This is a genomic window from Acinetobacter thutiue (assembly GCF_030385805.1).
Lineage (GTDB): Bacteria > Pseudomonadota > Gammaproteobacteria > Pseudomonadales > Moraxellaceae > Acinetobacter > Acinetobacter corruptisaponis.
The window spans coordinates 61,430-75,286 of the sequence record NZ_JAUDZE010000005.1 but is presented as its reverse complement, the minus strand read 5'-3'; the positions used below and the strand labels follow the sequence as shown (position 1 = coordinate 75,286).

The window sequence follows — 13,857 nt, the reverse complement described above, 5'->3', positions numbered from 1 at the left end:
ACAAGCGATCAGGTTCCACCACAGAAGAAGTACATGAAAGATAAGCCGACATTAACCTACCAATTGCCGACACAATCTTGCTTGAGCCATACCTGGGGGAAACCTCCTTTTCCACATGAGGCCTCTGACCACTGTGGGATTGACCGTTTCTACAACCTGGACAAACCGTTGACACCGTTTGACCGTAAGGGGCTGCTAAAATGGCTGACAACACGTAAATCCTTTACCTGGAATGTTGACCGTAGCCATGAGTCGAATCTGCGTAACCAGATGCTTGAGTTGCCGCAAAACCGCCCTCATGCCGATCTGAATGACTGGCAGATTTGGTTTGTGGGACATGCCACCATTTTGATCCAGATCGGCCCCTATAATTTTTTAACCGATCCAGTCTGGTGTGAATATGTCAGCCCAAAGCAGGGACGGGGACCCAGACGGGTTTGCCCAGCGGGCATTGCACTGGAGCATCTTCCAACCATCCACGCAGTGTTGCTAAGTCATAACCACTATGACCACATGGATTTGGCTACCCTGGACTGGCTGCACCAGAAATTTGAAATGCCGATTTATACAGGTTTGGGCAATGGCCACTATCTGCCGAAGCACCTGCATGTCATTGAAATGGACTGGTGGCAGGAAATCCCCTTTCATGATGAGTTAAAGATCGCCTATACCCCAGCGCAGCATGCATCGGGACGTGGTGTCAGGGATCAGAACAGGGCACTGTGGGGCGGATTTTCACTATTGTCGAGAACGGGCCACTGTTTTTTCGCGGGTGATACGGGGTATGCAGGTCATTTCAAGAAAATTTATGAACGTTATGGGGCTGCAAGAATTGCGTTGCTGCCGATTGGCGCCTATGAGCCACGTCAGTTGATGCGTTATGTGCACATGAATCCACAGGATGCCTTTCATGCGCATCTGGACCTGCATGCACACCGTTCACTGGCGATTCATTATCGCACTTTCCAACTTACCGATGAAGACCGTGATGCACCAGAACATGAACTGATGCAGGCCATGAAATCCTCTTCAAAACTGGTGAACCCTTTTTACTGTATCCGCGAGGGGCACTTTATTCGGGCCTAGCTTGCTGTAGCGTCCTGATACAGCATAAGGCAATGATGGAAAGGCTCGCAAGTCCGACATTCATCACCACAGGATTGAATGCCTGATAGGTTTGCTCTGGATAGATAAACAAAATAAGAACCAATAATCCAGTCAAACTGAAGATGCTGAGCCAATGCAGATACTGATGGGTTATCCATAAAAATAGGTTACCAAAAATAATCTCGGCGATGCCTGACAAGGAAATCATCCAGGGAATATAAATGATGGGTATCTGTAACTGTTGCCAAACGTATTGCTCACCAGCGGCCTGAAAAATCAGTTTGGGAATCAGGCCCTGATAAATCCAGAGTAGTGCGATCATCAACTGGCAAAACTTTAAAATCTGCTGAACCGTTTCGATGGGACTTTTCATTGAAGCGCATCATCCAACAAAAAGTGTTGCTGAACTTCAGGTGTGACCATATAGCAGTGGTCGGTTTTACCAAAAAGACGGTAACGGTTTAAGGCAATGCGGCGATAGGCAAAGTCGCGGATTGCTTTCGGAATCACTCCAGCATATCTCAGTAGGGCATAAGGATTGTCCAGACGTTGAATAATGTGTAGAAAGGCGGTTGATTCAGTATAAAGCTGGCCCTTTTCGAGCAGTACCATAGTTTCAAAATGATCGGTGGGCAATTGATACTTTCTGAGAAGTTGTTGCCCCAGGCTGGATTGAACAGATGCAAGCCTGAATTGATGATGATGGTCATTTTTAATCATAAAATTGGCCCAGCCTGAGCACAGCACACATTGTGCATCAAACAGGATAATGTGATGTGCCTGAATCAGTTGCTCTAGTTTATGCTGCATGGTTGTTTTTCTAGTCATGGCTTGACTAAATTGTCGCCTAATTCAATGTAAAAAGCCATCCGAAGATGGCTTTTTAAAGGATTCTCAGGAATTAAAGAAAGCTTGGTAAATGACGGGCTGGATCCGTTTCACGGGCAGCCTGGGCATCGGCAACGGTCATGCCAAGTGCTTTTGCAACCCCTTCACCATAGGCAGGGTGGCAGGCGTGGCAGTTACGGATATGGCGATATTTGATGAAGTCCAGCGCATCGCCCATTGCACGGGCAGTATTGTCAAACAAGACTTGCTGTTGTTCAGGTGTCATTAGTTCAAACAGGGCGCGAGGCTGGCGGAAATAGTCATGGTCATCTTCACGATAATCCCAGAAATCCGCATCACCATTAATTTTTAATGGGGGTTCCCTGTATTGGGGTTGTTCCTGCCACTGGTTAAAGCTGTTTGGTTCATAGTGCGGTAAACCGCCATAGTTGGCATCAATACGGCCCTGACCATCACGGTGATTGCTGTGAACAGGACAGCGTGCCGCATTGACTGGAATTTGCTGGTAGTTCACACCCAGACGGTAGCGCTGTGCATCGGCATAGTTAAACAGGCGTGCCTGTAGCATGCGGTCTGGTGAGGCGCTGATGCCAGGCACCAGGTTGCTTGGGGCAAAGGCTGACTGTTCCACATCCAGGAAGAAGTTTTCAGGGTTGCGGTTCAGTTCAAATTCACCGACTTCAATCAATGGATAGTCACCATGCGGCCAAACCTTGGTCAGGTCGAATGGATGGTATGGCACTTTCTCAGCATCTTGTTCTGGCATAACCTGAACAAAAAGCGTCCATTTTGGATAGTCACCATTTTCAATCGCATCAAATAGGTCACGTTGATGGCTTTCACGGTCTTTCCCTGCGATGTTTTCGGCTTCAGCATCGGTCAGGTTTTTAATGCCCTGCTGTGTCCTAAAGTGAAATTTCACCCAGAAACGTTCATTGGCCGCATTGATGAAACTATAGGTGTGACTACTGAAACCATGCATATGACGGTAGCTGGCAGGAATACCACGGTCTGACATCACGATGGTGACTTGATGCAGCGCCTCTGGAAGCAGTGTCCAGAAATCCCAGTTGTTGGTTGCACTACGCAAATTGGTTTTCGGGTCACGTTTGACCGCTTTGTTCAGGTCAGGGAATTTACGCGGATCACGTAGGAAGAATACAGGCGTGTTGTTGCCCACCATATCCCAGTTGCCTTCCTCTGTATAAAATTTTAACGCAAAACCGCGAATGTCCCGTTCCGCATCGGCGGCACCGCGTTCACCTGCAACGGTGGTAAAGCGGGCGAACATCTCGGTTTTCTTGCCGATTTCACTAAAAATCTTGGCGCGGGTGTATTGGGTAATGTCATGGGTGACGGTGAACGTACCAAATGCACCTGAACCCTTGGCATGCATACGGCGTTCAGGAATCACCTCACGGACAAAGTTGGCAAGTTTTTCATTTAGCCATAAATCCTGGGCAAGCAAGGGTCCCCGTGCACCTGCGGTTAAACTATTCTGGTTATCAACAACGGGAGCACCAAAGTCTGTGGTTAAGTGGCTAAAAGGACATTTTTTATCGTCTTGGCTCATGTTTGTTCTCCATCAAGATGACCTGTGTAAGCTCATCTCGACCATTTGACCGTTCTAAAAGATAGATGCTTAAATCACCTCATATGCAAACTGGGTATCAAAATTCAGATGCCTGTACGGGATTTGCAATGATGATTGAACATCCTTTGTGTTTTTACTTTAGGTTGATGAAAGCTTTTTTTCCAATGGATTAAAGCTGATGCCGTAAATGTTTTATTCGATAAAAGCTGTATAAATATTAAATGTGGCAATGAGGATTGTTGAGCAATAAATTGTTAAAATTTGAAAAAAGTCCCATTAAAATAAACAATTAAACGGAATTGAATAGTTCGTTAAGGGTGGTTGTATAATCAACCTCAAAATTTAGCTTGTATGCTCATATATAAAAACAGGAGGTTTTTCACCTGTTGCAGTTATGTAAAGGCATCCTTGAAAGGATGCCCTAGTTATTTTCTAGGCACTGACCAAACGATTGGATTTTACCATATCGGCCAAGCCGTGGGTTTTAAAGTAATGCTCAAGCCAGCTTTTAATGACCAGTGGGTTATTCATTTGCAGGACATTGTCCAGCAGCTGTTTGGCATCTGCCATTGGGACATGGCAAATTGCCTTTCTCACCCGCAGGATGTTGCTTGAACTCATGGAAAGTGTATTGAATCCCATCGCCATGAGCAGGATGGCGGTCAGGGGGTCGCCCGCCATTTCTCCGCATACACTGATCGGCTTCTGGTGCTGATGGCAGGCTTGAACAAGGTTTTGTAAAGCCCGCAGCACAGACGGATGAAAATGTGAGTAGACATTGGCAACATGCGGGTTGTTACGGTCAACCGCAAGCAGGTATTGGGTCAGGTCGTTGGAACCTACAGAGAAAAAGTCCACCAACTCTGCAAATTCATCAATCTGGAACAGGACACTTGGAACCTCGACCATGATGCCGATTTTAGGTTTGGTGATCTTCACCTGTTCCTCTTCCTGAACCGCAATCCAGTCACGTTCCAATAAATAGAGAACTTCCTCCACCTCGCTGACACTGGTGACCATCGGCAGCAGGATATGTAGGTTATTCAAGCCTATGCTGGCCTTGAGCATGGCGCGAATCTGTGCGGAAAAGATTTCTGGATGGTCAAGGGTAAAGCGCAGGCCACGCCAGCCCAGTGCCGAGTTTTCCTCTTCAATGCTAAAGTAAGGCAGGTCTTTATCCGCACCAATATCCAGCGTCCGCATAATCACAGGCTTGTTGGCAAAATGGCTGAGCTGTTGACGGTAAATCGCACGTTGCTCTTCCTCACCTGGGAAGCGCTCACGCAGCATGAATGGAATTTCACTGCGGTACAGCCCCACGCCCTTGGCACCCCGTTGAACGCCACGGACCACATCAATCATCAAACCTGTGTTGACGAACAATGGAATTTCCACTCCGTCAGGAGTAATGGCATCCCGTGTTTCGTATTGCTTCAAATCTTTGGCGATCTGTTCTTCTTCTTTCTGTACTTCCTTATAACGCTGGCGTAAGCGGCGTGGCGGATTGACAAAGACACGCCCCTGATAGGCATCGACAATCATCTCGATGTCATCCAGTGTGTTGATTGGCAATTCGGTGACACCGACAACGGTTGGAATCCCCAAGGCACGTGCCACAATCACCATATGTGAATTGGCTGCACCCTCAGAGGTTACAATCGCTGCAATATTATCGACAGGCAGTTCGACCAGCGCCGCAGTGCTGATCTCTTCACCAATCAGGATACTGTCAGGGCTGAGTTCACGATGGCTTGAATCCGCTTCCTGTAGGCAGGCCAAAATGCGCCGTCCCAAATCCTTGAGGTCAGAAACCCGTTCCCGCAGATAGTCGTCCTCCATTTGCGCAAACAGCGCCACATGCTTGTCAATGACTTTGCGCACGGCACCCTGAGCCCAGCTACCTGTTCGGATATGGTCCTTGATTTCACTAGGTAATGCATTTTCATCCAGCATGCGCAGGAACACGCTGAATAAGGCGCGTTCCTCTGACATGAGGGAATCCTGCATTTTTTCATCCAGAGACTGGATTTCCTTACGAACAGAGGCAATGGCCTGATCGAGCAATGCCAGCTCGTCACTGATGTCCTCAGCTTCACGGTCTGGAATTGCGGTTAGGTCGGCGGGCGGATAGAGCACAATCGCCCGACCCAATGCAATACCGCCTGCGCCAGAAACGCCCTGAAAGGTCTTGTAGGTGGAACCACTATTCGGTTTGCGGAAAACATCAATATTTCCGACTGCATGGGCATGGGCGATAACGCCAGAAAGCTGTGCGCACAGTGTGACAAGGAATGATTCAGCCGCCTCGCTAAAGTCCTGGGATTCCTTGTTTTGAACCACCAGAACGCCCATGACCTTGCGACGGTACATGACAGGTACGCCAAGGAATGAGTTAAACAACTCTTCACCTGTTTCAGGTAAATAGGCAAAACGTTCGTGTTTTGGGGCATTGTCGAGGTTGACGATCTCTTCACGTTTTCCAACCAGGCCCACCAGACCTTCACCCACGCTTAAGGAAACGTGTCCAACCGCTTCAGGCTTTAAGCCCTTTGAGGCCATCAGCACATAACGTTTGTTGCGTTCATCCAGCAAATAAATCGAGCAGACATCAACATGCATGGCCTCAGCCACATGGTTGACCATAATGTCGAGGGAATCATGCAAACTGACGGACGCATTGATTTCCTGCACAATGCGTCTGAGCGTGTCGAGTTGCATGTTTGACATGAGGTGTCTGCTCCTGTTTATTGAATCGTTATATGCCTATTTATAACAGCTATATCGTTAAAAATCATTGCTTAAAATGATGATTTCGCGACAATTAACGCTGAGGTAACTGTAAACACAACTCCATCATGGCCTTGCGGTAAACATCACGCTTGAAGTTGACCACCTGACCCAATGGATACCAGTAACTCACCCATTGCCATTGATCAAATTCGGGTGGGTCTGACAGGTTTAGCTGGATATGGTGCGGCGATGCCGTCAACCTCAGTAAAAACCATTTTTGCTTTTGTCCAATACATACGGGATCTGAATCTGACCGAATGTACCGATGTGGCAAACGATAACGCAGCCAACCTTTAGTTTGCGCTATAATCTGGACGTGTTCGGGCAATAAGCCGACTTCTTCTCTCAGTTCACGATAAAGTGCCTGTTCAGGGGTTTCTCCAAACTGGATACCTCCTTGTGGAAATTGCCAGGCATTGTGACCAATGCGCTTTGCCCATAAGACTTGTCCATCATCGTTTGCCAAAATGATCCCGACGTTGGGTCGGAAACCTTCTGAGTCGATCATTTGGCTACCTAAATTTTGTCTATATCGTTGACTTTGATCCCGGGGACAGTCACTCTTCACGTCCAACTCGAAAAGGTCAAAGTAAAATGTTTAAATTGCTATGATCTTAACGAATTTTTAGTGACTTACGGAAATAGATTTACGTTTTTTTTCTTTAATTTGCATTTAAATGAGTATTTATATGAAATTGGCTTTGTTTGATTTAGATCATACCCTGTTAAATACCGACTCTGATCATTCATGGGGTGAGTTTCTGGTCAATGAAGCCTTGGTTGATCCAGTTCATCATCGTCAAATGAATGACAAGTTTTATGAAGACTATAAGGCGGGACAACTTGATCCGATTGCCTATAATGAATTTGTATTTGAATTCCTCACTCAACATGATAATGCCTATTTAACTGAGCTGCATCAGTTGTTTATGCAAAAGGTGATTCGTCCACAAATGCGTCCCAAAGGTTTTGAGGCCATTAAGAAACATCAGGATTTGGGACATGCCATCGTCGGGATTACCGCAACCAGTGATTTTATTACCGCCCCGATTTTCCGTGAGTTTGGCATTACTGAAATTATTGCCACCAATGCTGAAGTGCTTGAGGGTAAATATACGGGTAAGGTCACAGGTTTGCCATGTTACCAGAAAGGCAAGCTGGCACGTCTGGACCAATGGTTAGATGGTCGGACGGTTGAGGAATCGTGGGCCTATTCAGACTCGATTAATGACCGATTCCTACTTGAATATGCCACCCATGCCATTGCAGTCAATCCAGATGACCGTTTGGAGAAGCTGGCGCAGGAACAGGGCTGGGAAATTCAGGACTGGTCAATTTAGGACATTGTTGACTTTAATTTTCCAGTAAACATGCTATGTTGAATTCTTAACAAGATGAAATAACAGGAAAATAAGTCATGAATAACGTTAGACCAAGAATGACCAACTTATTTGAACAGCTTGGCCTGGATTCAGGCGAAGCGGCAATTGCACAGTTTATTGACAGTCACCAACTTGAGGCCGATATCAATATTGTGGATGCGGTGTACTGGTCAGAGGCACAGCGTCAATTTTTGGCAGAGAAAATCAAGTCAGATGGGGAGTGGGCCATTATCGTGGATCAATTGAATGAATCCCTGCATGAAGATGCCACTAAATAGCCTATCAGCACGGCCTTTCTCTTTATGGAGAAAGGCCACTCAATTCTGATTTGCTGTCATAGAATTGTCATCTTTTCTTCTTAAGATTTAAGCATGAAAATAAAAATAAATCGGGAAGAAAATACTTCCACCACGGTTGATGCACTCATCCAGTTAAAACGTCATCAACCCCATATAAAAATACGCTGGATCTTGTTACCCCTCATTATTTTGCTGTTGATGTATGCATGGCAACAACAGTTCTTTACTGGATGGGTGCTTATCCCTTTTATCTGGACCATTATTGTGGGTAATAATGCCCTGATTGCCCGAACCCGCCGTAAAAAATTGCAGAAAATAGATGAGCTAAAAATTGATGCAATTTTCTGGAATCAATTCCGAAATCAATATCCTGAACTGGGTCTAAAGCAACGACGCTTGATCGAACTGGGTTTTAAGGATTATTTGGCGCTTCATGCCATGCAACAACAAGCCTATGCCATGCCCTCACATGCGGTTGATGCCCTATGGCATGTCATGCTGGAATTTCCACAGCAATATCAGCAACTCTGCCAGCAGACGCTTGGGCGAACGCTAAACCATCAGCCTTATGATCAAAATATAAAAGCGGAAGAACAAGACAGGCAACTCTTTGAAGCTTGGCGTTATAGCTGTATGTTGCATGGTGATCACCCAAGAAACACAACACAGATGCCGAGACTATTTGCCATTGATCAGGCATTAAACTGGAATAATGGACAGTATTTTGAATTGGAGCAAATGACCAAGGGCTATGCCAAATATTTACAGGATCAGTCCTCATCCTCCTCTAGTTGTGGCAGTAGTTGCAGTAGCTGTGGCGGGGATTGAAGTTTAAACAAACAGCATCATGTTGATCAATTCCTGTGCAGCTTTGGACTGGATACGTGCAGGATGCCAGACCATGCCCAGTTGACGGTTCATATTCACTTTTAAATCCAGTTGTTTTAAATCCTGATTGAGCAAGGTTTTTGGTAATACTGACCAACCCAAACCAATTGAGACCAGCATCCGTATGGATTCCAACGGATTGTTGCTCATGGTGATTTTCGGTTTTAGCCCTTTCTTTTCAAATTCCGCCAGCGTGATCTGGCTGGTATAGGTATGTGAGGCGGGAAGCAGGCTTGGATAGGCAATCAGGTTTTCCAGACTCAGTTCTGTTTGTTGGGCTAAGGGATGAAAAGGGGAGGTGACAAAAACCAGAGGATCATTCCAGATGGTGACATAGTTGAGACGATCATCCCCAATAGGAGGCAGGGTTAAAAATGCCAGCTCCAGTTCACCTGCCAGAACCTGTTCATGCGCCTGTTCAGAATCAACAAAATGCACATCTAAAGTTACTTGTGGAAATTGCTGCACAAAACTCTTTAGGGGTTCAGCAAGGTGGTGTAGGCCAATGTGGTGACTGGTGCCAATCTTTAAACGGCCTTGAACCTGAGATTGTTCATGGCTCAGCGTATGGTGAATTTCCCCAAGCTCATTCAGCCAGGTTCTCACTTTGGGCAAAAGGGAATGTGCCGCATGGGTCGGCTGAATCCCCCGTCCCGCGGATTCAAATAGTTTGACACCAAAATATTCTTCCAGACCATGAATACGTTTAGTGACGGCAGGCTGGGTAATGAAAAGTTGTTCTGCTGCAATTGAAATCGAACTGGTTTCCATGACTTTAACAAATGCTTCAAAAGCAGCAAGATTCATATCGGATGATCCAAGGAAATTTTAAAATCGTTTAATGTGTGTTATTTAACTTCAAAGTGATTCCAGACTTTTTCATGAAAGAAAAAAGCAAATGCCTGAACAGTAGGCTCAAGTAGACTTAAGGTTGCGGCGATCCAAAAGTTTCCCGTAATCACATAGGCAACCATCATGGCAACACTGATATGCACAACATAATAACTTAAAGTTTTTTTAAAAGTTCGGCGATTGTTGTGTACAAATTTTTTAATTCGAGTCATGGGGATTTCCTTGGAAGTTTTTGCATTTGTAAATAATAATCATTATCGAGTGAAATGTAAAAAAGAAATTTGTGATAAACCATATTGAATAAAGCAATCGCTGACATAAAATGAAAAGTAGGGGATAAAGATGCTTATTTTTTGTAAATAAAATAGTTATATGGAAAATATTATAACCTTAGAGGGGATTGTTGAAGATTTATCAATCCAGCCAAGCCACTTAAGACTGGATATGACGAGTTATCGTGCACGTTATGTACGGAGTAAGAAGTTTACTTGCAAGATAAATGGATATCTTCTTCAGGGAAATTTTCAGGAGTTATTTTTTGAAGAGGGAAGTTGTGTTCGTGTTGTGACTTATGCTTATGATGATGTTTCTTTAAGACATCATATCGATGCATTATTAAACTTAAAGACAGCAATTCTTCATATTCCAGCTTGGATGGGGTATGGATTCAAATACGCTTTATTAGACATAGCTGTTATTTTGCCAATATTAATATGGTTAAGCATAGTCATCTCTCTTAGTTTGCTTTTTGGAGGTTCTCCAGTTGCCATTACTTTTGCCATGCTTTTAGCTAAGCTATTTTTGATCCTATATTTCATTATTCAATTGTTATGTATCCCTTTGTTTTGGGGGTTGGTTCGTGCTGATAAGCAACTATTACGTGATATAGGTTTCTCTCAAAATACGATCGCTTTGAAAAGAATTTTCTATTTTAGACATGGAAAATTCAGATTTGAGCATTCCTATGCTGAGGTTTATTTAAAGGGTAAATACTGTCATGGCATCCATGATTGCTTTAAATTGTTAGAGGTTTATCCAGAGTTTAAACTCTCTGATGTATATGTTGAATAATTCATTCTAATTAAAGTTAACCTCTTCTATTTGGTTAACTTGTTTAATGGTTTTTTAAGCAGTTAATAGCTAGATTTTTAAAATAGTTTTATGTATTCCTGAAAGTTTGTTAATTAATAAAAATGATAAATTAGATTTATGTAAAACCATTGTTATAATAAATTCAAGATTTCATTACCCAGTCCTATGGAGCATGACGACATGGCAGGCAAAACATTATATGACAAATTGTGGGATGACCATTTGGTTAAGCAACGTGATGATGGTTCAAGCTTAATTTACATTGATCGTCACTTATTACATGAAGTGACCAGCCCACAGGCATTTGAAGGCTTGCAACTTGCTAACCGTCAGCCGTGGCGTTTAAGTGCCAATGTTGCAACCCCTGACCATAACGTGCCAACCTCGAAAAAGGAACGTGAGCAGGGCATTGCTGGGATTGAGGATGACACCTCCCGCATACAGGTTCAGACTTTGGATGACAACTGTAAAACCTTTAACATCACTGAGTTTGGGATTAATGACATCCGTCAAGGGATTGCGCACGTGGTGGGGCCAGAGCAGGGTTTGACATTGCCTGGCATGACGGTGGTGTGTGGTGATTCACATACTGCAACACATGGTGCTTTTGGCTGTTTGGCACATGGTATTGGAACATCCGAAGTTGAGCATGTCTTGGCAACGCAATGTTTGGTACAGAAAAAATCGAAGAATATGCTTGTACGTGTTGATGGCGTATTAGGTAAAGGCGTAACTTCAAAAGATGTGGTTTTGGCAATTATTGGCAAAATCGGTACTGCTGGCGGCACAGGCTATGCGATTGAGTTTGGTGGTCAGGTGTTCCGTGACATGTCAATCGAAGGACGTATGACAGTATGTAACATGGCCATTGAGGCGGGTGCTCGTGTTGGTATGGTTGCTGTCGATGACAAAACCATTGAGTACGTGAAAGACCGTAACTACGCACCAAAAGGTGAGCAGTGGGATCAGGCAGTAGAATACTGGAATACCTTGCATTCTGACGAAAATGCCGTGTTTGATGCAGTTGTGGTATTAAATGGTGCAGAAATTGAGCCGCAAGTATCTTGGGGAACCTCACCAGAAATGGTAATTCCTGTTTCACAAGCAGTGCCAACCTTAGAACAAGCCAAAGACGATGTGCAGCGCAATGACTGGACCCGTGCTTATCAATATATGGGTTTAACTGCTGGTCAGGCATTGGCAGAAATTCAGTTAGACCGTGTATTTATTGGTTCATGTACCAACTCACGTATTGAGGATATTCGCGCGGCAGCGGAAGTGGTCAAAGGCCGTAAAGTCGCTTCAAGCATTAAACAGGCGATGATTGTTCCAGGTTCTGGTCTAGTAAAACAGCAGGCTGAACAGGAAGGTTTGGATCAGGTTTTCTTGGAGGCAGGCTTTGAATGGCGTGAACCAGGCTGCTCCATGTGTTTGGCAATGAATGCAGATAAATTGCAGCCAGGGGAACATTGTGCATCGACTTCAAACCGTAACTTTGAAGGTCGTCAGGGCAATGGCGGACGTACCCATTTGGTCAGTCCAGCAATGGCGGCGGCGGCGGCAATCGCAGGTCACTTTGTTGATGTTCGTTCATTCTAAGGGAGCAGGATCGTGAAAAAATATACTGTAGAACAAGGTATTGTTGCACCTTTAGACCGTGCCAATGTCGATACCGACTTAATCATTCCAAAGCAGTTTTTAAAGTCAATTAAGCGTACAGGTTTTGGCGATAACTTATTTGATGAATTGCGTTATTTGGATGAAGGCTATTTAGGGCAGGACATTAGCAAGCGTCCAATTAATCCCGATTTTGTATTAAATAAGCCTCGCTATCAGGCTTCAACCATTCTTTTGGCACGCACCAATTTTGGTTGTGGTTCAAGCCGTGAGCATGCGCCTTGGGCATTGAATGAATATGGTTTCCGTACCGTGATCGCGCCAAGCTTTGCCGATATTTTCTTTAATAACTGCTTCAAGAATGGCATGTTGCCTGTGATCCTGTCTGAAGAGATCGTTGACCAGTTGTTCAAGGAATGTGCCGAGACAGAGGGTTATCAACTGACCATCGATTTAGAGGCGCAGGAAGTGCGCACTCCAACAGGTGAGGCATTTAAATTTGAGATTGATCCATTCCGTAAACATTGTTTAATCAATGGTTTGGATGATATTGGCTTAACCTTGCAAGTTGCGGATGACATCCGTGCTTATGAAGAAAAAGCCAAACAGGCACGTCCGTGGGTGTTTCAGGAAATAAAGGCCTAGGCTTTTGTTGAGTGGAGATACTTTAATGTCTGGGGACATTTTAAAGATAGTCATAGCGCAGACATTGAACTCTTGCTAACATGCTAGCGAATAATATTTGCTTGCATGTGTGCATGTTATGAGGACTGGGCTTGAATAATGAAAAGAAGACTCGCTTACAGTATTTTGCTGTGTTTAGGTCTTGCGACAACGTTAACGGCATGCCAAAACGCGCCGACTGTTGTTGATCAGGTTCGAATTGCACAGACCACATTGGAAAATAAAGCGAATAATGCAACTTTATATTGTTCAGGGACTGAGAATTGTGAGTTTGAGCGAATCAATGACATTGTTGTGATGGATGCGAAATCCCATCGTATCAGTCAACAGGCAATGGAACACGGCATCATCCGTCTGGATGGTTCGGTTTTCAGCCGAAAACAGCAGGTCTATTTAAGTATACCTGCCAAGCAATATGAGGTTGTGATTCGTTTCTATCCAATTTCTCCAGACCGCGCCGAGATGTTCCATGTGATTCATGAGTTCAAGCCCCATCAGCGCTACACCTTTAAAATGTATCGGGACAGGGCAAAACGCTCAGGTAGTTTGTTGAATGTGTCTGCACCTGAACCCTTATGTGTGGATTTACAGCAAGAGCAGCATACCATTCGCCGCTTCTGCCGCCCATATGATGTGGTGACAGGACTGGGTGAGTTTGTTGAGAAAAAGATTTAATGACTTGCAGTTTAAAACTGCACTAATG

15 protein-coding genes are annotated in these 13,857 nt (G+C 44.6%); 8 read left to right on the top strand and 7 right to left on the bottom strand.

Annotated features, from left to right (window positions below; all coding sequences use genetic code 11):
• Positions 1-33: 33 nt before the first annotated feature.
• Positions 34-1,086, top strand: a complete 1,053-nt coding sequence (locus QTA56_RS11940; RefSeq protein ID WP_267981165.1) for an MBL fold metallo-hydrolase — start codon at positions 34-36, stop codon at positions 1,084-1,086.
• Here the strand turns inward: QTA56_RS11940 and QTA56_RS11935 are convergent.
• From QTA56_RS11935 to QTA56_RS11915, 5 genes are all read right to left on the bottom strand, one after another.
• Complete coding sequence (locus QTA56_RS11935) at positions 1,073-1,480, bottom strand: DoxX-like family protein (protein WP_267981164.1); 408 nt, start codon at positions 1,478-1,480, stop codon at positions 1,073-1,075. The two genes, QTA56_RS11940 and QTA56_RS11935, sit on opposite strands and share 14 nt — an antisense overlap.
• On the bottom strand, positions 1,477-1,917 hold the full coding sequence (locus QTA56_RS11930) for a thiol-disulfide oxidoreductase DCC family protein (protein WP_267981257.1): 441 nt from the start codon (positions 1,915-1,917) through the stop codon (positions 1,477-1,479). The genes QTA56_RS11935 and QTA56_RS11930 overlap by 4 nt, the downstream gene beginning before the upstream one ends.
• Positions 1,918-2,008: 91 nt before the next feature.
• Entirely contained in the window at positions 2,009-3,529 is a 1,521-nt protein-coding gene (locus QTA56_RS11925) for a catalase (RefSeq protein ID WP_267981163.1), read from the bottom strand.
• A gap of 453 nt (positions 3,530-3,982) precedes the next feature.
• Entirely contained in the window at positions 3,983-6,277 is a 2,295-nt protein-coding gene (gene ptsP, locus QTA56_RS11920) for a phosphoenolpyruvate--protein phosphotransferase (RefSeq protein WP_267981162.1), read from the bottom strand.
• Between the two features lie 94 nt (positions 6,278-6,371).
• Positions 6,372-6,848: an RNA pyrophosphohydrolase gene (locus tag QTA56_RS11915; protein ID WP_004674529.1), complete on the bottom strand. Its 477-nt coding sequence runs from the start codon at positions 6,846-6,848 to the stop codon at positions 6,372-6,374.
• Positions 6,849-7,029: 181 nt separating this feature from the next.
• On the opposite strand from QTA56_RS11915, the gene QTA56_RS11910 reads away from it, so the two are divergent.
• From QTA56_RS11910 to QTA56_RS11900, 3 genes are all read left to right on the top strand, one after another.
• A complete protein-coding gene (locus QTA56_RS11910) occupies positions 7,030-7,680 on the top strand; it encodes an HAD family hydrolase (protein ID WP_267981161.1) in 651 nt (216 codons plus the stop codon).
• A 77-nt stretch (positions 7,681-7,757) separates the two neighbouring features.
• Positions 7,758-8,000 carry a DUF2789 domain-containing protein gene (locus tag QTA56_RS11905; RefSeq protein WP_267981160.1) on the top strand — a complete coding sequence of 81 codons (243 nt, stop codon included), beginning with the start codon at positions 7,758-7,760 and terminating at the stop codon, positions 7,998-8,000.
• Positions 8,001-8,093: 93 nt separating this feature from the next.
• A complete protein-coding gene (locus tag QTA56_RS11900; protein WP_267981159.1) occupies positions 8,094-8,849 on the top strand; it encodes a UCP032817 domain-containing protein in 756 nt (251 codons plus the stop codon).
• Between the two features lie 3 nt (positions 8,850-8,852).
• On the opposite strand, the gene QTA56_RS11895 is transcribed toward QTA56_RS11900, so the two are convergent.
• Both QTA56_RS11895 and QTA56_RS11890 read right to left on the bottom strand, forming a co-directional pair.
• Positions 8,853-9,716: a LysR family transcriptional regulator gene (locus QTA56_RS11895; protein ID WP_267981158.1), complete on the bottom strand. Its 864-nt coding sequence runs from the start codon at positions 9,714-9,716 to the stop codon at positions 8,853-8,855.
• Between the two features lie 41 nt (positions 9,717-9,757).
• Positions 9,758-9,973 (bottom strand): DUF2061 domain-containing protein, encoded by a 216-nt coding sequence (locus QTA56_RS11890; RefSeq protein ID WP_267981157.1) that lies wholly within the window; start codon positions 9,971-9,973, stop codon positions 9,758-9,760.
• A gap of 160 nt (positions 9,974-10,133) precedes the next feature.
• Here QTA56_RS11890 and QTA56_RS11885 point away from each other — a divergent pair, with 160 nt between their 5' ends.
• The 4 genes from QTA56_RS11885 (at position 10,134) to QTA56_RS11870 (ending at position 13,829) form a co-directional block, all read left to right on the top strand.
• A complete protein-coding gene (locus tag QTA56_RS11885) occupies positions 10,134-10,832 on the top strand; it encodes a hypothetical protein (protein WP_267981156.1) in 699 nt (232 codons plus the stop codon).
• Between the two features lie 201 nt (positions 10,833-11,033).
• Complete coding sequence (gene leuC / locus QTA56_RS11880; RefSeq protein WP_267981155.1) at positions 11,034-12,452, top strand: 3-isopropylmalate dehydratase large subunit; 1,419 nt, start codon at positions 11,034-11,036, stop codon at positions 12,450-12,452.
• A 12-nt stretch (positions 12,453-12,464) separates the two neighbouring features.
• Positions 12,465-13,115, top strand: a complete 651-nt coding sequence (gene leuD, locus QTA56_RS11875; protein ID WP_267981154.1) for a 3-isopropylmalate dehydratase small subunit — start codon at positions 12,465-12,467, stop codon at positions 13,113-13,115.
• Between the two features lie 138 nt (positions 13,116-13,253).
• A complete protein-coding gene (locus tag QTA56_RS11870; RefSeq protein WP_267981153.1) occupies positions 13,254-13,829 on the top strand; it encodes a hypothetical protein in 576 nt (191 codons plus the stop codon).
• Positions 13,830-13,857: the final 28 nt, after the last annotated feature.